General features: G+C 31.0%; 21 protein-coding genes. All 21 read left to right on the top strand.

Annotation, left to right across the window (positions count from 1 at the left end; translation table 11 throughout):
* The first annotated feature begins 1 nt into the window (after position 1).
* The 21 genes from B5X64_RS14585 (at position 2) to B5X64_RS14490 (ending at position 21,772) form a co-directional block, all read left to right on the top strand.
* A complete protein-coding gene (locus tag B5X64_RS14585) occupies positions 2-970 on the top strand; it encodes an SDR family oxidoreductase (RefSeq protein WP_079465955.1) in 969 nt (322 codons plus the stop codon).
* Positions 971-1,016: 46 nt separating this feature from the next.
* Positions 1,017-2,309 carry a nucleotide sugar dehydrogenase gene (locus B5X64_RS14580; RefSeq protein WP_079465954.1) on the top strand — a complete coding sequence of 431 codons (1,293 nt, stop codon included), beginning with the start codon at positions 1,017-1,019 and terminating at the stop codon, positions 2,307-2,309.
* Between the two features lie 8 nt (positions 2,310-2,317).
* Positions 2,318-3,856, top strand: a complete 1,539-nt coding sequence (locus B5X64_RS14575; RefSeq protein ID WP_079465953.1) for an MATE family efflux transporter — start codon at positions 2,318-2,320, stop codon at positions 3,854-3,856.
* Positions 3,853-4,455, top strand: a complete 603-nt coding sequence (locus B5X64_RS14570) for an acyltransferase (RefSeq protein WP_079465952.1) — start codon at positions 3,853-3,855, stop codon at positions 4,453-4,455. Before B5X64_RS14575 ends, B5X64_RS14570 begins: the two co-directional genes overlap by 4 nt.
* Positions 4,456-4,468: 13 nt before the next feature.
* Positions 4,469-5,626 carry an O-antigen ligase family protein gene (locus B5X64_RS14565; protein WP_079465951.1) on the top strand — a complete coding sequence of 386 codons (1,158 nt, stop codon included), beginning with the start codon at positions 4,469-4,471 and terminating at the stop codon, positions 5,624-5,626.
* Positions 5,616-6,752 (top strand): hypothetical protein, encoded by a 1,137-nt coding sequence (locus tag B5X64_RS14560; protein WP_079465950.1) that lies wholly within the window; start codon positions 5,616-5,618, stop codon positions 6,750-6,752. The genes B5X64_RS14565 and B5X64_RS14560 overlap by 11 nt, the downstream gene beginning before the upstream one ends.
* 8 nt (positions 6,753-6,760) lie before the next feature.
* A complete protein-coding gene (locus B5X64_RS14555; RefSeq protein ID WP_079465949.1) occupies positions 6,761-7,921 on the top strand; it encodes a glycosyltransferase family 4 protein in 1,161 nt (386 codons plus the stop codon).
* Positions 7,911-8,420, top strand: a complete 510-nt coding sequence (locus B5X64_RS14550) for an acyltransferase (protein ID WP_079465948.1) — start codon at positions 7,911-7,913, stop codon at positions 8,418-8,420. The genes B5X64_RS14555 and B5X64_RS14550 overlap by 11 nt, the downstream gene beginning before the upstream one ends.
* Positions 8,417-9,634, top strand: coding sequence for a glycosyltransferase family 4 protein (locus B5X64_RS14545; protein ID WP_079465947.1), 1,218 nt, complete (start codon positions 8,417-8,419; stop codon positions 9,632-9,634). Before B5X64_RS14550 ends, B5X64_RS14545 begins: the two co-directional genes overlap by 4 nt.
* On the top strand, positions 9,627-10,241 hold the full coding sequence (locus B5X64_RS14540) for a sugar transferase (protein ID WP_079465946.1): 615 nt from the start codon (positions 9,627-9,629) through the stop codon (positions 10,239-10,241). Before B5X64_RS14545 ends, B5X64_RS14540 begins: the two co-directional genes overlap by 8 nt.
* Positions 10,219-10,956, top strand: a complete 738-nt coding sequence (locus tag B5X64_RS14535; RefSeq protein WP_079465945.1) for a GNAT family N-acetyltransferase — start codon at positions 10,219-10,221, stop codon at positions 10,954-10,956. Before B5X64_RS14540 ends, B5X64_RS14535 begins: the two co-directional genes overlap by 23 nt.
* Positions 10,938-11,951 (top strand): GNAT family N-acetyltransferase, encoded by a 1,014-nt coding sequence (locus B5X64_RS14530; protein WP_079465944.1) that lies wholly within the window; start codon positions 10,938-10,940, stop codon positions 11,949-11,951. The genes B5X64_RS14535 and B5X64_RS14530 overlap by 19 nt, the downstream gene beginning before the upstream one ends.
* Before the next feature lie 280 nt (positions 11,952-12,231).
* Entirely contained in the window at positions 12,232-12,909 is a 678-nt protein-coding gene (locus tag B5X64_RS14525) for a hypothetical protein (protein ID WP_079465943.1), read from the top strand.
* Between the two features lie 300 nt (positions 12,910-13,209).
* Positions 13,210-13,368, top strand: coding sequence for a hypothetical protein (locus B5X64_RS22830; protein WP_164463385.1), 159 nt, complete (start codon positions 13,210-13,212; stop codon positions 13,366-13,368).
* Positions 13,369-13,697: 329 nt separating this feature from the next.
* The gene (locus tag B5X64_RS14520) at positions 13,698-14,834 is read left to right on the top strand and encodes an aminotransferase class I/II-fold pyridoxal phosphate-dependent enzyme (protein ID WP_079465942.1); all 1,137 of its coding nucleotides are present in this window, start codon (positions 13,698-13,700) and stop codon (positions 14,832-14,834) included.
* Between the two features lie 273 nt (positions 14,835-15,107).
* Positions 15,108-16,103 carry a polysaccharide biosynthesis protein gene (locus B5X64_RS14515; RefSeq protein ID WP_079465941.1) on the top strand — a complete coding sequence of 332 codons (996 nt, stop codon included), beginning with the start codon at positions 15,108-15,110 and terminating at the stop codon, positions 16,101-16,103.
* A 5-nt stretch (positions 16,104-16,108) separates the two neighbouring features.
* On the top strand, positions 16,109-16,522 hold the full coding sequence (locus tag B5X64_RS14510; protein ID WP_079465940.1) for a WxcM-like domain-containing protein: 414 nt from the start codon (positions 16,109-16,111) through the stop codon (positions 16,520-16,522).
* 1 nt (position 16,523) lies between these two features.
* Positions 16,524-17,645, top strand: coding sequence for a non-hydrolyzing UDP-N-acetylglucosamine 2-epimerase (wecB, locus tag B5X64_RS14505; protein ID WP_079465939.1), 1,122 nt, complete (start codon positions 16,524-16,526; stop codon positions 17,643-17,645).
* A complete protein-coding gene (locus tag B5X64_RS14500) occupies positions 17,642-18,487 on the top strand; it encodes a dTDP-4-dehydrorhamnose reductase family protein (RefSeq protein ID WP_079465938.1) in 846 nt (281 codons plus the stop codon). The genes wecB and B5X64_RS14500 overlap by 4 nt, the downstream gene beginning before the upstream one ends.
* Before the next feature lie 216 nt (positions 18,488-18,703).
* Positions 18,704-19,264, top strand: coding sequence for a sugar transferase (locus B5X64_RS14495; RefSeq protein ID WP_079465937.1), 561 nt, complete (start codon positions 18,704-18,706; stop codon positions 19,262-19,264).
* Positions 19,265-19,423: 159 nt separating this feature from the next.
* Positions 19,424-21,772 (top strand): GumC family protein, encoded by a 2,349-nt coding sequence (locus tag B5X64_RS14490; protein WP_079465936.1) that lies wholly within the window; start codon positions 19,424-19,426, stop codon positions 21,770-21,772.
* Positions 21,773-21,826: the final 54 nt, after the last annotated feature.

The raw sequence follows: 21,826 nt of genomic DNA, 5'->3' as shown, positions 1-21,826 counted from the left end.
AATGAACAAAATTTTAATTACTGGAGGAGCTGGATTTATAGGTTCAAATCTTACAGAATATTTTTTAAATAAAGGCTATAATGTTGTTTGTTTAGACAATTTTGCGACTGGACATCGTCATAATATAGAAGTATTTCTTCAAGATCCAAATTATCAACTTATCGAAGGTGATATTCGCGATTTTCCAACTTGCCAAAAAGCTGTAGAAGGGGTAGATTATGTATTGCATCAAGCAGCATTAGGGTCTGTTCCCCGTTCTATTAAAGATCCCACAACCAGCAATGATGTGAATGTGTCTGGTTTTTTAAATATGCTGATCGCGGTAAGAGATGCAAAGGTTAAACGATTTGTATATGCAGCATCTTCATCTACTTATGGAGATTCTGAATCTTTACCAAAGGTTGAAGATGTTATAGGAAAACCTTTATCACCCTATGCTATTACAAAGTATGTTAACGAGTTATATGCAGATGTTTTTAGCCGAACGTACGGTATTGAATGCATTGGTTTAAGATATTTCAATGTGTTTGGGCGTCGTCAAGACCCCAATGGTGCTTATGCTGCTGTGATACCTTTGTTTGTAAAACAACTGATGAACCACGAGTCGCCTACTATTAACGGTACTGGTGATTATTCAAGAGACTTCACCTATATAGATAACGTCATTCAGATGAACGAACTGGCGATGCTGACTGATAATCCAGATGCCATTAACACAGTGTATAATACAGCAGTGGGAGATCGTACAACTTTAAATGATCTCGTAACACATCTCAAAAAGCATCTAAGTAATTTTGATAAAAAAATTACAGATATTAATATTACCTATGGACCCAACAGAATAGGAGATATACCACACTCTTTGGCATCTATAGAAAAAGCGCAGTCATTATTAAATTATAAGCCTACACATACTATAGATCTTGGTCTTGGTGAGGCTGTAAAATGGTATTGGGAAAACCTTAAATAAATCCATGAAAAAAAGTTGTTTAAACTAATAACAAAAACTCTAAAAAATGAATAATTCGAAACATCAAATTGCTATTATCGGTTTAGGATATGTAGGTTTGCCTTTAGCACGTTTGTTTGCAACACAATATCCTGTCGTAGGATTTGATATCAATCAAAAGCGTATAGATGAACTCAATCAAGGTACAGACAATACTTTGGAGGTAGAAGATGAGATCTTACAAGCTGTTTTAGTGAAAGAAAACCCATTTGTTTTTGCTACAAGCGGTTTGTATTGTTCAGCAAATTTAGATGATATCAGAGAAGCCAATATTTATATAGTAACAGTACCGACCCCTGTTGATAAAAACAACCGTCCAGATCTTACACCTCTTTACAAGGCAAGTGAAACTGTAGCCAAAGTATTATCTAAAGGTGATATTGTAATCTACGAATCTACAGTTTATCCTGGTGCTACCGAAGAAGAATGTATTCCTGTTTTAGAGAAAATATCGGGATTAAAGTTTAATGTAGATTTCTTTGCAGGCTATTCACCTGAAAGAATTAATCCGGGTGATAAAGAGCATACTGTAGAAAAGATCTTAAAAGTGACTTCAGGGTCTACACCAGAAATTGGAAAAATTGTTGATAATTTATACAGATCTGTAATTGTTGCAGGTACTCACTTGGCTCCCACTATTAAAGTGGCAGAAGCTGCAAAAGTGATAGAAAATTCTCAGCGTGACATCAATATCGCTTTTGTTAACGAATTGGCAAAAATATTCAACTTATTAGAGATTGATACCCATGCTGTACTAGAAGCGGCAGGTACCAAATGGAATTTCCTTCCTTTCAAACCAGGATTGGTAGGTGGTCACTGTATTGGTGTCGATCCTTATTATTTGGCGCAGAAAGCACAAGAACACGGGTATCATCCTGAAATTATCTTAGCAGGAAGAAGGCTTAACGATTCAATGGGTGAATATGTTGCAGCACAGGTTATAAAATGTATGATTAAGAGAGGAATCAATGTAAATGGTGCAGAAGTATTAATGTTAGGTGTTACATTCAAAGAAAATTGTCCTGATGTTCGTAATACAAAAATTGTAGATGTAGTTTCAGCTTTGAAAGAATATTCAGTAACTGTTACCATTTACGATCCATGGGCCAACCCAAAGGAAGTTATGCATGAATATGGAATTGAAAGTTTTTCTGAAATTCCGGAAAAGAAATTTGATTCAATAGTGTTAGGTGTTGCGCATAATGAATTCAAAGAATTGGATTTTAGAAAATTGAAAAAAGAAAATGCTATCATTTATGACGTTAAAGGAGTTGTAATTGAAGTTGATGGAAAGCTGTAAAATATTTTATGAGACAATCAGATAAAGTATTGTTCAATACAGGATCTTTGTATATAAAGATTATTGTAAATGCATTTGTAACTCTTGTTTCCACAAGAATCGTTTTAAAAGAGTTAGGTATTGATTCTTATGGTCTCTATAATTTAATAGCGGGAATAATAACGATGTTGGCATTTTTCAATGGTGCTTTGATGGTTTCTTCACAGCGATTCTTATCTATTGCTATGGGACAAAAAGATGATGTAAAGTTGGCAAATGTTTTTAAAATTAGCTTTCTAGTTCATCTACTTTTAGGAATTATTATTGCGATAATTTTATTTGCAATTCAGCCACTTTTTTTTAATGGTTTTTTAAATATTAAACCTGAGATGGTGGGGGTGGCAAAAAAAGTTTTTAGTGTGATGATTATTTCATCATTTATTACCATCGTTGTAATTCCATATAATGCTGCCCTTAATGCAAGAGAGGAGCTATGGTTTTTTTCTATTTCAGAAACAATTGTTTCCCTATTAAAATTATGTGCAGCGATATATCTTTTATATACTACTTCAGATTTATTGCTTACTTATACGATATTGATGCTTTTCGCAATTGGGATGGGTGGATTAATAAACTATGTATGGTGTGTTTGGAGATATCCAGAATGCCGTATAAAACTAAAAGGAAATATAGACAAATATTTGTTTAAGGAAATGTTTGCTTTTGCTGGCTGGAATACACTAGGTTCCCTAACTATGATAGTTAGGAATCAAGGTATTGCACTTATTTTAAATGTTTTTTTTGGTGTCCTATTAAATGCGGCATACGGTATAGCAAATCAAGTTAATGCTTTAGTAATTACTTTTGCCGGAACTTTAACTACTGTATTTACGCCAATGATTGTTAAAGCAAAGGGGGAAGGAAATGATGAAAAAATGCTTTTTATTTCTATTTTTTCTTCCAAAATGACTTTCTATTTATCAAGCGTTATCGCAATTCCTGTATTAGTATTTACCCCTTTAATCTTAGATATTTGGTTAAATAAAGCTCCAGAATATAGTGTTGAATTTTGTAGAGTTATAATAGTTGCGTTTTTAATAATGCAGCTATATCCGGGTATTACTAGAGCATTATATGCTGAAGGAAACATCAAATGGTATCAGATAGTTATATCTATATTATTGGTTGCTATATTGCCCATTGGGTATCTTCTTTATTATTTAGAATTACCACCAATTTCCATATTTATTGTTTTGGTTATAGCTCAATTTTTAACTCTTATTACAACTGTACATTTCGCAGGTAAAAAAGTTGGTTTAAACATTAAAGAATTTTACACGTCATCCATCATTTATCCCTGTATCTTATATATAGTAATTTTATCTATTTTAATGATTATTAAAAATTACATTTTTATTGATAATCAAAATTTAAATTTAATAGTTAATACTTTCATTTTTGTAAGTTTATACTCAGTCCTTTATTTTTATTTTATTTTTAATCATGAAGAAAAAAAGATATTAAAAGGAATTTATAACAGTTTGATTTCTAAAATAAAAAGAAAATGATTTATACATTGATTCACCGACTTTATAAAAAAAGATTACATTTAAAGTTTAGTAAGAAGGCTTTACTTGATAAAGATGTTGATTTTAACAAAACTTCTCAAATGAGTATATCAAATGGGAGTACTCGAAATGATATAATGATCGGAGCTAATGTATTAATGCACGCAAGATTAATAAGTCAAAATGGTGGTAAAATAATATTTGAAGCAAACACGCAGATTGGATATAATTCGTTTGTTGGTGCTGTAGAGTCAATTACGATAAAGCAAGGAACTGTAATATCAAATAATGTAACAATTGTTGACAATAATAACCATCCAGTCAATCCTTACGACAGGATCATTATGCAAAAAAGTAAGGTAGGTTCTGACTTTAGAAAATGGAAATACTCAGATTCTAAACCTATTATCATTGGGGAAAACGTTTGGATTGGCCAATATGCAAGAATTAACAAAGGAGTAAGAATTGGGAATAATTCCATAGTAGCTGCAAACACAGTCGTTACAAAAGATGTACCTCCTAATTCAATTGTGGCTGGTAATCCAGGCAAAATTGTCAAGACTGATATTGATAAAGTTCCTCGAGTATTTGAAGATTAATAAGTAAAACTCAATGCCTAAAATTTTAATTATATCGCTATCCATACTATTAGCATTGGGTTTATTTTCCGAAAAATATTTACCCTTTCTAAAAGAATTACTGATTGGAGTGATTTTTATCCATGTTTTATCTTCTTCGAAAAATTGGTATATAATTAGTAAAAAAATTAAAAATGCGTTTCCTTTATTTTTAATTTTTTTATTATTCTTAATATTAGGGAGCATATTTGATTATCATATTCAAGGTGAATCAGCACTTAATTTTAAGTTTTTAACAGCAATTATTTTTTTTGTTTTTTTATCTACTTTTTTTTCAATCTATCCAAAACTAATTACTACTTCATTGATTAGTTTCGGAATTGGTATGGGAATTTTGAGTATTCTATTTGCATTTAATATTTTGGGTGCAAGCTCTTTTGATATTAGAAATGATAGATTATTTTTTCTAGGAGAAAATCCTAATTCATTAAGTGTTAGAACCAGTTTAGGTATCTTGTTTTTGGTAATGGGGGTAATCGAAAATGGTCTTAGGCTACCAAAGTTTTTTAGATTTTTATTGGCTGTTCCAATACCTTTTATGTTTAACTTATTGTTAGCCTCAGGCTCAAAGGGATCATTTATTCTTTGTATCTTATCGGTTGTTATTTATATTTTACTTTTAAAGAATATTTCAAAAAGAGTAAAAAGATTTGTAATATTCTCAGCTTTAATAATCTCAACTTTTGTATTTAATATATTTCTAAATAGTGCGTTATATAATAGGTTTTTGGACGCAAATATTACAAGCGGTAGAAGTGACATTTGGGAAAGTGCTTATGATATATTTGTAAATAATCCATTTGGGGTTGGTGAGATTGGCTACAAAGTAGAAATAAATATTAGACAAGGTAAAATTATAGATACACACAACTTGTTTATTTATTTAGCGGTAACGGGAGGATTATTTGCACTAATTATTTTTATGTACTTCTTAGCAGTGCTCTTAATAAAGAATATCAAACAGTATAAGAGAGAAAAGAATATCATTTATCTCATAATTTTCTTTTCTATGGTTTTCATTATGAGCAAAACAGGAGGCGTATTGTTATATTTAATTATGTGGTATTTTTTAGCTTGCATAAACGGAAGTTTAAATAAAAGCAATTCATTAAAAATTAGAAATGAAAAATAGAATAGCTTTTATAATTTTAATCAGTTGTATAAGTATAGTATGTGCACAACAATCGCTTTTGTATAAAGAGTTTAGATATTATCCTATATCAAATAAGTACCTGCATTCGAATGCTGATAAAAATAAATATAAAGAAGAAATAGATGTATATATCAAAAAGGCAGTTTACATAAAATCTGTTAAAAATCAAAAAAATCCGACTGAATTCATTCAAGAAATTCTTAATAAGCATAATGTTGTTGTTTTGCCTAATGAAGAAATTCAAATAAATGAGAATGGTTTAAAATTAAATTCCAACCAAATTTTGATATTTCAAACGGACTGTGTTTTGAAATCCAATCCCAATAATAAATCGCACTTTGCAGTTTTGATTGTTGATCATATAGAAAATGTAAAAATATATAATTCTTATTTAGTAGGTGAAAGATTCGAGCATTCGAACTCAAAAGGTCAATGGGGGATGGGAATCAGAATTATTTCATCAAAAAACATAAAAATAATAAACCCGATTGTAAAAGAAATGTGGGGCGATGGTATATATATCGGAGGAAGAAATGGAGTACCTAGTAAAAATATTGAAATTCATAATGCGTATCTTGATCACAACAGAAGAAATGCCTTATCTATCACTTCTGCGGATGGCGTAAAACTGATAAAACCCTTAGTAGCAAATTCAAATGGTCAAAGTCCGAAAGCTGGTATAGACATAGAGGCAAATAGTAATGAGGATGTATTAGACAATATACTGATTGAAAGTCCAATATGTTTCTATAATCCTATTTATGGAATCGTCATATCTTTAGCCAAACTACCTGGAGTAAATGATAAAAAAGTAAATATCAAGATTAATAATCCAAAAATCATCGGAGGAAAGTATGGCATTGCAATTTTAGGCATATATGATTGTGCGAATAATTATAATATTCGAGGCCAAATTGACATCAATAATTTAAGTACTTACTATACAGCAATAGCTGTAAAGGAATTTAAAAAGCCTAAATTTAAAATTAGTATTAATATTTCAGATATTCAAATCTTTCATAAATCAAAACGAGGTGCAGATTATTTCAATCAAAAACAATGGGATGCACTTCGGGGAAATATGGAAATACTAAATAAAAACTAATTCGCTGTATGGAAAGTAAAAAGAAAGGAACAATACTATTACACGCGTGGACTTTACAAAGGTTAGGTAATGAACATTATATACCCAATACCCATTGGATTTACCTAAATGAAATCATAAATTATTATGATAATATTATACTGTTGTCCCCTGTGAAAGTTTTAGATTATTCCGATAAAATAGATGGTCACGCTATATCACATCTAAAAAATGTATCTGTTTATCCACTACCATTTACAAGTGGAGGATACATAAGTTCTTTAAAATATTTTTTCTCATATCTAAAAGCTTATAGAAATTTAAAAAATATTGATACCTATTATGCCCGATATCCCGTTCCTTTTGGCTGGCTACAAAAAGTCTACGGAAAATCTAGTAAAAGAATCATTCATTATGTAGGGGATCCTATAGATGCGGCTGAAAAAAATCCTAATTTCAGCTGGATTAAGAAAACAATTCTTATAAATGGATTTAAATTAGAGAATTCTTTCTACACTTGGGCCTGTAAAGAGGCAAAAGTATTTACAAATGGACACCATATAGCTGAAAAATTAGCAAAAAAAAATATACAAGCGACTGCTTTAGTTTCTTCTACATTAACTGATAATGATTTTTACTTTAAAGAAAAAAATATAAATCCAACCGAAGCAAGGTTTATTTATTTAGGCTATTTAAGAACAGCAAAAGGTGTTGAAACAATTATAAAAGCATTTGGGATGGTACAAAGAAAAATTCCAAATATAAAACTGACTGTTATAGGTGGTGGAGAGTTTGATACTAAATTAAAATCAATTTGTAACGAAAACAATTTTAGAAACATTGACTTTTTAGGACATATAGATGATAGATTGGTTATTAATAATTTGTTTCGAGAAGGTGATATCTTTTTGTTTGGAAGTCTTTCTGAGGGTTCTCCAAGAGTAATTCTTGAAGCAATGGCAAACGGATTGCTCATTATCAGCACACCAGTAGGAAGTTTACCCAAAACATTTGTAGATAATGAAGAAATAATTTTTGCAAACTTCAATGATGTAGAAGATTTTAAAAATAAAATTATATCCATTATTTATGATAATGATAAATATAATTTTGTCAGAAAAAAGGGTTTTGAAAAAATTAAAGATTTTACAATTAAAAATTTTATAAAAAGTATATTTTATGAAGCTTAAAGCATCAATACTGTATTCATGGTTTGTGAAAACTGTAACATATTTTTTGCCTAATCATCCATTTTTTATGGGGCTAAGAGGATTTTTGTATTCTCTAATGATGAAGAAATGTGGTAAAAATTTTCAAGTTGCTTCAACAGTTACTATCACATCTCTTAGTGGTCTAGAGGTGGGTAATAATGTCTATATTGCACATAATAATGTGATAATTGGGACAAAGATTAAAATTGGGGAAGAGGTAATTATAGGACCAAATTGTATAATTTCTTCCGGTAATCATATTTTTCAAAATGGTTCTTTTCGTTATGGAAAAGGTGTTGCGAATGAGGTTAGGATAGAAGATGGTTCTTGGGTTGCAGGAAATTGCTCTGTAATAGGTGGAGCAATTCTTCCAAAACAATCTATATTAGCTGCCGGAGCAGTATTAAATAAACCAATGAGAGATGAGAAAAGTATTTATGGCGGAGTTCCTGCAAAAAAAATAGGAGAAGTAAAATGAAGTTAATTTATTTACACCAGTATTTTACTTTTCCTGATTCAAATGGCGGTACAAGATCTTATGATTTAGCCAAATCTTTTATTAGTGAAAATATAGAAGTAACAGTTATTACATCTACCTCAGAAATAAAATATAAAACAGATAAACGTTGGACCGTGATTGAACGAGAAGGTATCACAGTCAATTATATTTACTTGCCTTACGGTAATCATTTATCATATTTTCAAAGATTATTAGTGTTTGTAAAATTCCTTTTTTTTTCGTCCTTTCGTCTTTTGAAATTAAAAGGTGATATATTATTAGCAACTTCAACACCATTGACTATTGGCATACCCGCTTTAATGAAAAAATGGATTAATAAAACGCCATTTATTTTCGAAGTTCGTGATGTCTGGCCGGAAGCAGTAATAGCTATAGGCGCTGTTAAAAATAAATGGATGCAAAAATTGCTATATATGTTGGAAAAAACAATTTATAAAAATGCTTCCGCAATAGTACCACTTTCAGTGGGTATGCAGCATTCAATTGTAACAAGATATCCCCAATTTAAGAATAAAACAGATATTATAATTGAAAATATTTCAGAAATAAGTCGTTTCCAAAATAAGAGTGATGTAGTAAACTTAAAGGAGGTTATAGGCTTTGTTCCAAGGTTTTCAGTTTTATATGCTGGTACATTTGGTAAAGTTAATGGGTTGATTAAGTTTATCGAATTGGCTGAGGAAACTTTAAAGCTAGATGAGAAGTTGGTTTACATTTTAATAGGTTCAGGAGCAGAAAAAGAAAATATTATTAATTCAGCCAAGGAAAGAGATCTTCTAAATAGAAATGTTTTTATTTTAAATCCTATCACAAAAAACGAGCTACCACTCTGGTATAATGCTGTTTCTATGGGTTCTTCTTTCGTGATAGATATCCCCGAACTATGGGTGAATTCTGCCAATAAATTTTTTGATACTTTAGGAGCAAATAAACCCATTTTAATAAACCATGAAGGGTGGCAGGCAGAAACAATTCGAGAGAGAAACATAGGATATGTTTTACCATTAGAAATTAATGAGAAATCTGCAAATGATTTTGTAAAGTATACAAAAGATCAGTCATTAATAGATGAGCAAGGAGAAATGGCTTTGAAGCTCGCAAAAGAAAAGTATTCATTAGAAAAAGCTACGGAAAATTATTTAAAAGTAATTAAAAAAATGAAAAATGTATAAAAAAATTATCAAACGTTTTTTTGATTTTACAGTCGCATTATTTGCCTTGCTGATATTAAGTCCTGTTTTTATCATCGTAACCATAGGTTTATACTTTGCTAACCAAGGCAAGCCGTTTTTCTTCCAGCGTCGTCCTGGAAAAAACGAAAAGATTTTCAGTATCATAAAGTTCAAAACGATGAATGACAAAAAAGACGCTCATGGAGATCTTTTATCTGACGCCGAAAGATTAACCCCAATAGGTGCTTTTGTAAGAAAAACATCATTAGACGAACTCCCCCAGTTGATTAATGTATTAAAAGGAGAAATGTCTCTGATTGGACCTCGACCTTTATTGGAAAAATATTTACCATATTATACTGAAAGGGAAAAAGAGAGACACTCATTAAGTCCGGGTATTACTGGATGGGCGCAATTGAAAGGAAGAAATACATTAGGATGGGATGATCGTTTGCTTTATGATTTAGAATATGTTCAAAAAGTTTCTTTAAAATTTGATCTTAAAATTATTTTATTAACATTTAAGAAAGTTTTTAAATCAGAAGATATAGTAGTTGACCCAAGATCAATAATGAAAGATTTAGATGAAGAAAGAAAACACAATTAGAAGATTGGTTGATTTTAGTCAACTAAATAGATTGGTGGAGATGCACAAAGAAATCTTTATGAATACAGTACTTCAAGACAAACTAATCTATTTTGATGAAAATTTTCCACATTATTTGAAAACTGTATTATTGGATAAAAACCAGTATATTTTTGGCGTTTTTACAGATAATGAAATAAATGGGTTTTTGCATTTTAAGAAATATAATGAGTCGTTGTTCTTGAATAATATTTTTATAGGAGAAAAAATTCGTGGAAGAGGTATAGGTACTGAGGTTTTAAACACAGTTCTACGATATCCTTTTGTTATGGATGAAGGTATGATATTTTTAGAACTTGATGTTTTACAGTCGAATTCTGGTGCAAAAAAATGGTATGAAAAATTAGGTTTATCAGAGGTGAGTAAAGATATTTGGTATTTCATAAATAACCCTCGTATCGATAGAGATCTTAACCCACATTTTGAAATAGCTACAGATGATAATAACTTTAATAGTTTATTCTACAATAAAGAAAAAGTAGCAACTATTATTAATGATTTTTATATTATTGTCCATAATAAATTAGCATTAGAATATCCCTCTATAAAAACTTTTGTCTATAAAGAGATGGCAAGAGATGAATCTATTCAATATCCAGTAGTAGATTGCTCCATAAGGATGAAAGGTACAATTTCACAAATAATAGATAAATTAGGATGCTTACATTTGAAATAATAGAAAATAACTCTTTAAAATGGAAAGAATTAATTAAGAAATCTGCCATTTTTGATTTTCATCAAACCGCCTATTTTCATCAAATTGATAACACTTTCACTTCAAAACTATTAGTGTTTTCAGACGATGAAAACTTTATAGCTTTACCGATAGTTATAAGACCAATAGATGATACAGAGTTCTTTGATATTACTTCTGTATATGGTTATGCAGGTCCGGTTTATAGTTTTGATCAAGATTATGAGCCATCGGAATTATTAGACTTTTTTAAAACGAGTTTTGTTAATTTTTGTAACGAACAAAAAATAGTTTCAGTTTTCTCTAGGCTACATCCACTCATCGAGCAAAAAAGCATTATTGGAGGATTAGGAGAAGTAGTAGATTTAAATAAAACCGTATCTATCAACTTAAATTTGTCGGCAGAAGAACAACGTAAAGAGTATCGTAAATCTTTAAAATCTGAATTAAATCAGTTAAGAAGAAAAGAGATCATAGTGAAAGAGGCAAATACTCAAGAAGAGATTCAACAGTTTATAGCAATTTATTACGAAACTATGGACAGAGTGGAGGCTACTCCTAATTATTATTTCTCTAAAGAATATTTTTTCGAATTTTTACATAATGATTATTTCAATTCTAAATTGTTAGTAGCGATAAAAGAAGATAAGGTAATTGCAGGTGCAATTTTTACATTGACAGATAAGATAATGCAATATCATTTAGCGGGAACAACAGAAGAATTTATTCGAGAAACTCCTATGAAATTAATTTTAGATGAGGCTCGTTTATTGGGGAATGCAACATCTGCAGAAAATTTACATTTAGGAGGTGGTGTAGGTGGCCAGGATGATGATTCACTTTTTAGATTTAAATCTGCTTTTTCAAAAAATTTCAAAAAATTTTCAGTATGGAAATTTATAGTGAATCAAAAGGTTTATAATGAATTGTCCAAAGATAAAACTAATACATCTTTTTTCCCTCTGTATAGATCATGAACTTTTAATGCTAATTAGTAGCAATTTGAAAATTCTATGCAGTCGGTTTCAAAAGATTTTAAACTCTTTTTTAAATAATGAAGTAAAAGTAATAGTACTTCATTAGCTTTAATTGAATCGGGTGTAAGATAAAGTGATGTTAATATTTTTAGCAGTTTTCCTTAAATTTTTGTTTTTAACATAATGTAATATTGTTTTGAGATTATTGTGTTTTTGTTGGTTTTATCATTGCTTGTATGTGAAAAATGCATATATTTGATTGAATTTAAATAAAAACACAATGACGACAAAACAAACCAATCGGCTAGAAATGGCCAAAACCTTGAAACAGCTTTTTTCTGTTGAGCAGACAGCATACGCAGAAAATAATCCTCTTACCGCCAGAGTGGCAGAGCTGAATACACTCATTGGAAACATTGATGGGATAGCGGGAATTCAGAACATCGATACTACAGCAAATACCTCCCTCAAAACAAATGCTAAAGCACGGATGATTAACCTTACTGTAGCTTATGCCAATACCGCAGCAGATTTTTTTGACGGCAAAGACAGTCCCCTGGCTAAACAGCTTACCGCAAGTAAGTCTAAAATACAACGCCTGAGTGGAATAGAGGCAAAGATCTATTGCGATAAGCTGTACAGACTGGTGGCAGGTAATGAGGTAAACCTTAACCCTGATTATGTAACCACTGTAGAAATGCAGGAATGGCAGAATGCTATCACAAATTTTGACGCCAAAGCGTATGATGCCGGACTCAGCATAGATACAACACAAAATGCCACACGGGAACTTGATGAGGAGTTTAAAAAGCTGAAACAATGCATTGCAAAAATTGACAGGCTGATGAAAAAATATGATATACTGGATCTTTCATTCTACGGAAAATTCAAAATATCAAGAAAAATTTCTGATCTTGGCATCCGTCACGAAAATGAACTTCCTCCTGAACAAGTATAATATAAAACTTAAATATAATCTGAAAGATATCCTAAGTATCCAATAGTATAATCTCTCCTCGGCTTCAGCCGGGGTTTTTGTTTTAGACGAATAAAGCTAAATGACCGGATGTGGCAATGAAATTGGTCTTTCTTCTTCTAAGAGTGTATTTATAGACTATTCCGAAATTGCTAGTTAAACAGTTGATAAGTTGATAGGAGAATTGAGAATTTAAATCCTAAAAATAACTTTGCGATGTAAACAAATAAGTCTGTAGCTTAGACAGTTCTATTTGCACAACAGACAGACGGTTTTGCGGTTATGACAGATACATTTGTACAGCAGATAGACGACTTTGCAAAGTGTACAGATAAGTTTGTGACTGAGACAAGCTCTATTTACACGACAGACAGATGGCTTTGCGATTATGACAGATGCATTTGTGCAGCATACAGACGGCTTTGCAAAGTGTACAGATAAGTTTGCAACTAGTACAGATGTATTTACACAACAAACAGATGATATTGTGAAGCATATAAGATATATGTAGAAAAACTGAGTTATCGATCGTTTTGCAAACTTTTGAATAACTTAAACTTAGCAAGATCTTTTGAATCTTTTGTGGTTAAAAAAACATCAAGCACTAAACTAATTGAAGTAATTATATTTCTTTTCCAAGCGAAACCCAAAAATTCAGCAGAGTCAAATACCACAAACAATTAATAATAACAATTAAAAATTTTAAAGGAGAACTTAACAGTTGTTTACGGAATTAGAATTAAATTTGGGGGCAATAAAAACGAAATATCATGCAAAGTAAAATATGGCTTTCTTCTCCACACATGGGAGGTAACGAACAAAAATATGTTAACGAAGCCTTTGATGCCAATTGGGTAGCTCCATTGGGACCAAATGTAGATGGTTTTGAAAAAGACTTAGAAAGTTTTTTAAATAATGATGTTAAAGTAGCCGTTCTTTCTGCGGGTACAGCAGCGTTACATTTGGCTTTAATTGAGTGTGGAGTAAAGTATGATGATGAGGTGATCTGTCAGTCAATGACGTTTTCTGCTTCGGCAAATCCAATTGCGTATTGTGGTGCAACCCCGGTTTTTATAGACTCAGAGAAAGATACCTGGAATATGTGTCCCATTGCTTTGGAAGAAGCTATTCAGGATAGAATCTCAAAAGGGAAGAAACCTAAAGCAATTATTGTCGTTCATTTATACGGAATGCCTGCAAAAATGGAAGAAATTACTGCCATTGCTGAAAAATATGAAATTCCTGTCATTGAAGATGCTGCAGAAGCATTAGGTTCTACTTATAAAGGAAAAGCTTGCGGAACATTCGGCCGTTTCGGGATTTTGTCTTTTAACGGAAACAAAATAATTACCACTTCCGGTGGCGGGGCATTGGTTTGCCATACTCAGAAAGATAAAGATAAAGCTGTGTTTTTATCAACACAGGCTAGAGATAATGCTCCTCATTATCAACACTCACATATTGGGTATAATTACCGTATGAGTAATATTGTTGCAGGAATTGGGCGTGGACAAATGGAAGTTTTAAATAATAGAGTAGAAGCACGCAGAAAAATGCACGATTTTTATGTTGATGCTTTTAAAGATATTGATGGCATAGAGGTTTTCTCTGAACCTAATGAAGAGTATTACTCCAACCATTGGTTGTCTGCCATTGTAATTGATGAAAACATAACAGGAAAAAATCGTGAAGATTTGAGATTGGCTTTTCTTGAAGACAATATAGAATCAAGACCACTGTGGAAGCCAATGCATTTACAACCCGTTTTTGCAGATGCTCCCTATTATGGAACTAATGTAGCAGAGAAATTATTTGATGATGGGTTGTGTTTGCCTTCGGGGTCTAATTTAACAGATGAAGACAGAGCCCGCATTGCCATAAAAATAAAAGAAGTATTTTCGAAATAAATATAATTCCCTTTAATTCTAAGTTAAAGGGAATTTTTATCTTTGTTGCTTTTGAGAAATGTAATTGATTTTACCTAGCTTTATTAATTGTTTTCAGTTTACTCGATAAAGTCTGAAACCAAATAAAAATATTTATGAGTGAGGTTTTTCAAAGCTCTATCTTCTTTTCATTTCCAAAGTTTAAACCTATTTTCTATATTTACATATTGTTTTAGAAAATAAAATAATATGTATTAAATGACTTGTAAAAGTTAAGATAAATTTCTATTGTTAATGAAAATTCAAAATAAAATACTTTTGATTACTGGCGGAACCGGGTCATTTGGAACCGCTGTGCTTAATCGCTTTTTACAAACAGACCATTTTAAAGAAATCCGAATTTTTTCACGTGATGAAAAAAAGCAGGATGACATGCGTAATTTCTATAAAAATGATAAGATAAAATATTTTATTGGAGATGTGCGAGATTATAACAGCGTAGATTATGCGATGAAAGATGTAGATTATGTTTTTCATGCAGCAGCTTTAAAACAGGTCCCTTCATGTGAATTTTTTCCTATGCAGGCTGTAAAAACAAATGTGGAAGGAACACAGAATGTTATTCGTGCTGCATCTTCAAACGGAGTACAGAAAGTTATTTGTCTCTCTACAGATAAAGCCGCTTATCCTATCAACGCAATGGGGATTTCCAAAGCAATGATGGAAAAAGTGGCAGTTGCAGAAGCTCGAAATCTAAAAAACACCGTAGTTTGTTTAACCCGTTACGGAAATGTAATGGCATCAAGAGGGTCTGTGATTCCTTTATTTTTAAATCAGATTGAAAAAAATGAAGATATCACGATTACTGATCCTAACATGACTCGTTTTCTGATGTCATTGGATGAAGCAGTAGAATTGGTATTGTTTGCATTTGAACATGGCAATCCAGGAGATTTATTCGTTAATAAGGCGCCCGCTGCCACAATAGGTGATTTGGCGAAAGCTGTTTTAGAATTAAAAAATGCGGATAACAAAATCAAAATTATAGGCACAAGACATGGTGAAAAACTATATGAGACACTGTGTACTCGTGAAGAAATGATGAATGCCGAAGATATGGGCGATTTTTATAGAATTCCATCAGATAACCGCGATTTAAATTATGCTAAGTACTTTTCAGAAGGTAATCAAATTGAAACTACAATAGAAGATTATAATTCCCACAATACAAAAAGAGAAGATGTGGAAGGAGTAAAGATACTATTGAAAAAGTTAGATTTATTTCAATAATAAGTATGGAATTTTTAAAAGGTAGTTTTTCTGAAGACGAACGAGGGCGTGTTTCTTTTAATAATACATTAGATCTTAATCTTGTTAAAAGAATGTACGTTATAGAAAATATAGATACAGGAATTTGTCGTGCTTGGCAGGGACATCAAATCGAAAAAAGGTGGTTTGTTGTTGTTAATGGCGCATTCGAAATAAGAATAGTTAAGATTGACGATTTTGAAAATCCTTCCGAAAGTTTAGAATCTCAAAGTTTTATATTAAAAAGTAAATCTATGGATTCATTGTTTATTGATGCTGGTTTTGCCTCGTCCATACAAGCACTTGAAATAAACTCTAAACTTGTTGCTTTTTCCGATTATCACTTAAACGAAATAAAAGACGATTATAAATTTGATTCCCAAAAATGGAAACAGAAATAAAATGAAAAAACTAAAAGTAGTTACGATATTAGGTACAAGACCAGAAATTATACGATTAACAGAATGTATAAAAAAATGTGATCAATATTTTGAGCACATATTAATACACACTGGTCAAAATTATGATTATGAGCTAAATGAAATCTTTTTTGAAGATCTAGAATTGCGCAAACCAGATTACTTTCTCAATGTTGCAGGAGAACATTTGGGTGAGACCATAGGAAACGTAATCTCAAAGTCATATGAAATTTTATTAAAAGAAAAGCCTGATGCATTATTGGTTTTAGGAGATACAAACAGTGTATTGAGTACAATTGCTGCAAAAAGACTTAAAATTCCAATTTTTCATATGGAAGCTGGAAACCGATGTTTTGACCAAAATGTTCCTGAAGAAATCAATAGAAAGATTTCTGATCATATAAGTGATATCAATCTTACCTATACAGAAAACAGCCGACGTTATCTTTTGAGTGAAGGTTTTCGTAAAGATCATGTTTTTGTTACAGGTTCTCCATTGAAGGAAGTTTTAGATAAATACCAAAACAAAATACAGCAGAGTGATGTTGTGGAACGTTTATCTTTAAAAGAAAATAATTTTATAGTTGTAAGCGCTCATAGAGAAGAGAATATTGATTTGGATAATCACTTTGAAATATTGGTAGACTCAATCAATGCCGTAGCTGAAAAATACCAAATGCCCATTATATTTTCTACCCATCCCCGTACAAAAAACAGGATAGAAAAAAATAATATTAAGTTTCATCCGCTCATTCAGAATGTAGCTCCTTTAGGCTTTTTCGATTATGTAAAATTACAGAGCAAATCTTTTATTGTTTTGTCTGACAGCGGAACGATAAGTGAAGAATCTGCTATGATGGGATTTCCTGCAGTAAGTATAAGAACAAGTACAGAAAGGCCGGAAGCCATTGATGCAGGAACAATTGTTCTTGGAGGAATTTCTAAAGATCAAATGCTCAATGCTATTGAAATTTCAAAAGGATTATTTGATTCTGAGATTAAATTGCCGTTTGAGTATGAGGTAACAAATACTTCTGATCGTGTTATTAAAGCAATTCAAAGTTATTCTGCTATTGTAGATAAAGTAATATGGAATAAGAGATGAAAAAAATACTCGTTATAGGGATTAAAGGAATGGCGGGGCATGTCATTTACAATTATCTTAATAAAAATACAGATTATAAAGTATTTGGTATCGCAAGAAATATTGCAGAAAATAATCAGGAAATATCTCTGGATGTTTCAGATACAGACAAATTAAAAGAGATTATAACATATCATAATTTTGATGCTGTAATTAATTGTATCGGAATTTTGAATAAAGATGCAGAAGATAATCCGTCTAAAGCAATTTGGTTTAATAGCTATTTCCCTCATTTTTTAGAAGAAATAACAAGAGAATCTCAAACTCAGATTATACATATTAGTACAGATTGTGTTTTCAGCGGTAGAAAAGGAAATTATGCTGAGAACGATTTTAAAGATGGTGAAGGATTTTATGCTCAGTCTAAAGCTTTGGGAGAAATTATCAATGGTAAAGATCTTACCATACGTACTTCTATAATAGGACCGGAACTTAAAAACGGGATTGGTCTGTTTCATTGGTTTATGAATCAATCTGATGAAATTAATGGATATACAACGGCGTATTGGAGTGGTGTGACGACTTTAGAACTGGCAAAGGCAATCCAATATGTTATAGAAAACCCATTACCAGGATTGGTGCATCTTACCAATGGTACTCCGATAAATAAATTTGATTTGGTTAATTTATTTAAAGATATTTGGAATAAAAATAAAATAACTATTTTACCATACGAAGGAAAAAATGTTGATAAATCTTTACAAAAATCAGAACTGCTGAAGTACGAAGTTAAAAGCTATAAAGATATGCTAATTGAACAGTGTGAATGGATGGAAGAGTTTTCGTATTTATATAATTATTAATTAAACAAATATTATTAAAAAAAATAGTCTTTACTTGATGAAATTACAAACCGAGTAGGTAATAATTTATTTTAATTAAAGTTAATATACTATTACAACAGCTTGCTTTACATGAAGTAAGCTGTTTTTTTTATTATTAATATGCTATATAAAAATTAAATCCCGAAACTGAGAGTCAGAATCTTTCCTTATATTTACCAATCAGTTTATGATTTGATGAAAAAATATCCATGGTGGAAAGCTTTAATGGACTACGGATTAAGTTTCGTAGCAATTATTGTTTTGCTGCCTATTTTCTTTATTCTAGTAATTTTAGCATCTTTAGATACAGGGTTTCCAGGTATTTTTAAACAAGATAGAGTAGGTAGGTTCGGTGATGTTTTCGTCATTTATAAGTTCAGGACCTATCATAGTAAAAGGCATACGAAATCTAATTTTGGACAATGGATGAGGAAAACAAAGCTTGATGAATTACCTCAGTTATTTAATATTCTTAAAGGCGATATGTCTCTAGTAGGACCCAGGCCGGATATTTCAGGGTATTATGATCAGCTAAAAAATGAAAATCGATTAATCCTTAGCCTAAAACCCGGATTAACGAGTGAAGCAGGAATTAAATATAGAAACGAAGATGAAATTTTAAATCAACAGAAAGATCCGCTACAATACAACGACGAAGTTCTTTTTCCGGAAAAAGTGAAAATGAATCTCGAGTATTATCATCAGCTTTCTTTTAAAAATGATATGTATATTTTACTTAAAACTTTTTGGCTTTAAGATGATGATAGTAGATATAATGATAAATTTTATAAATGAAAATGTGCGAAATCACATAAAATAAAATAATCACTACTGTGAATTTATAAAATATAGATATATTTGCAACGTTTAAATTTTAAAGAAAATAATCCTAATTCTCAAATATAATCCAACAAAATGGATAACAAAAACAGAAAAGAAATTAATATTAAAGAACTCATTAGTCCGTATTTAAATAATTGGAAATATTTCGTAGGAATGGTTTTTCTTATGGGAATATTGGCATTTTTTTATATAAAATCTAAAGCCCCAATTTATAAAGCTCAAACTTCGGTTTTAATTAAAGATGCTAAAAAAATGTCTGCAGCAGCAGGAGATATGGGTATTCTTCAAAGTTTAGGTGGTATCGGCGGAATGGGAACCAACAGTATTGAAAATGAAGTAGGTGTTTTTCAAGCCAAAAGCATTGTGGAAGACGTTTTAAAAGATTTTAATTTTCAAACTCCTTTATACACAAAACAAACAATTAGTAATCTGGAACTTTATGGTTCTACAAGTCCTTATGTAATTCATGTAATTCAAGAAAAAAAGGATGAAGATTTACCTAAAAAACCAATTTTTATAAAAACCAAAGGTGATGAAGTTATATTATCATCTGAAGAGTGGAAAAAAGATATAAAAACATCTTTTAATAAAACCACAAGTCTTCCTTTTGCGATGATAATGATTAGTAAAAACCCGACTTTTAAAGCTCCTAAAAAAGTAGAAATGTCGGAACTATTTTTTAATTATAACGATTTTGAAAGTACAGTTGATGATTTTCAAAAAGCTTTGGTGGTAGATTTATTAGATAAAGATGGTACTATTATTAGTCTTTCTGTAGATTTTGAAAATAAAGAAAAAGGAAAAGAATTTCTTAATGGTTTAGTAAGACAATATAATGATTATGCTATTAATGATAAAAATATTGAGTCTAAAAGAACTAAAGATTTTATTGATAGAAGAATTACATTGATCTCGAAAGAATTAGGAGATGTAGAAACTCAAAAAGCTGGATTTAAATCTAGCAATAATATTGTTGATTTACCTTCGGAAGCTAGAATTAATCTTCAGTTGAAAGAACAAAGCAAAGCTCAGATATTGGAGATAGGAACTCAGTTGGAGCTGCATAAAATTCTTCAGAGTTCTCTTAATAAAAAAGGAAATGGAGATGTTTTACCTCTTAATATTGGCTTAGAAAGTGATGCTGCGGGGAAAGCAATTCAGGAATATAACGCACTTGTTTTGCAAAGAAATAAGTATCTGGAAAGTGCCACACCAGACAACCCGTTGGTGAAAGAAGCCAATAAACAGATTACAGAGATGAAGTCTTCATTGTCGGAATCTTTACAAAAAAATGTGACTTCTTTAGAATTGGCAAGAAGAAAAGTAGAAACCCAATTGGGTGGTTCAGAAAATGTGATTGGCAAAATACCTACTCAGGAAAAATTGTTCAGAAGTATCGAAAGACAGCAGCAGATAAAAGAAAGTCTGTATTTACTGCTTTTACAGAAAAGGGAAGAGGCGGCAATAAGTATGGAAATTACCGCAGAAAAAGCGAGAGTAATAGACAGGGCATTTGTATTTAAAAAACCAGTTGCTCCTAGAAAGATGGTTATTTTGGGAGGATTTCTTTTAGCAGGTTTAGTTATTCCTTTTGGATTTATTTATTTAAAAGGTCTTCTGCAAAGTACCATTATTAAAAGAGGAGATATTTTAAACCTTACAAAACTGCCAGTTATTTCTGAAATTCCTAGGCTGAAGAATAATGAAAGCGTACTTGTATCTTTTAACGATGTTTCTCCTATGGCGGAAGCATTCAGGATATTCGTTACGAATTTGAAATTTTTGTTGCCAAAGAAAGAAGAAGCTCAAACTATCATGATTACTTCTTCGGTAAAAGGAGAAGGAAAAACATTTATTTCCACCAATTTATCAATTATTCTAGCATCTTCTCGAGATAAAGTGTTGGTTATAGGTGCAGATGTCAGAAATCCACAGTTGCAACGTTATAACCCTTCAATGAAGTCTGCGAAAGGTTTGGCAGAGTTTTTAAGTGGAGATATAACTAGCCTTAAAGAAATAATTAATCCAAGCGGTTATAATGAAAATTGCGACTTTATCTATTCAGGAGCTATACCTCCCAATCCTACAGATTTGTTGCAAAATGGTAAGTTAGATGATTTATTAGCAATGATTAAAGAGCAAAATAAATACAAATATATTGTATTGGATACGGCTCCTCTTTTATTGGTTACAGATTCTTTCCTTATTGCAGATAAGTGTGATGCCATCGTGTATGTTACAAGATCTGAAGTTACCGAAAAAAGCTATATAGAGTTTTTAAATCATACCATACAAGATAATAAACTTAAAAATGTGGGAATTGTTCTCAACGGTGTGAAAGAATCTAATTTCGGGTACGGAAATAAGTTTGGATATGGCTATAATGCTGAAGAGAAAAAATGGTGGCAAAAATATTTTTAAAAATCTTATATTATTTAGTTAGAAATAATATAAGATTTTCTAGTATTTAACAAA

The organism is Chryseobacterium balustinum, from assembly GCF_900168205.1.
Lineage (GTDB): Bacteria > Bacteroidota > Bacteroidia > Flavobacteriales > Weeksellaceae > Chryseobacterium > Chryseobacterium balustinum.
This window is presented reverse-complemented; position numbering and strand designations above follow the sequence as displayed.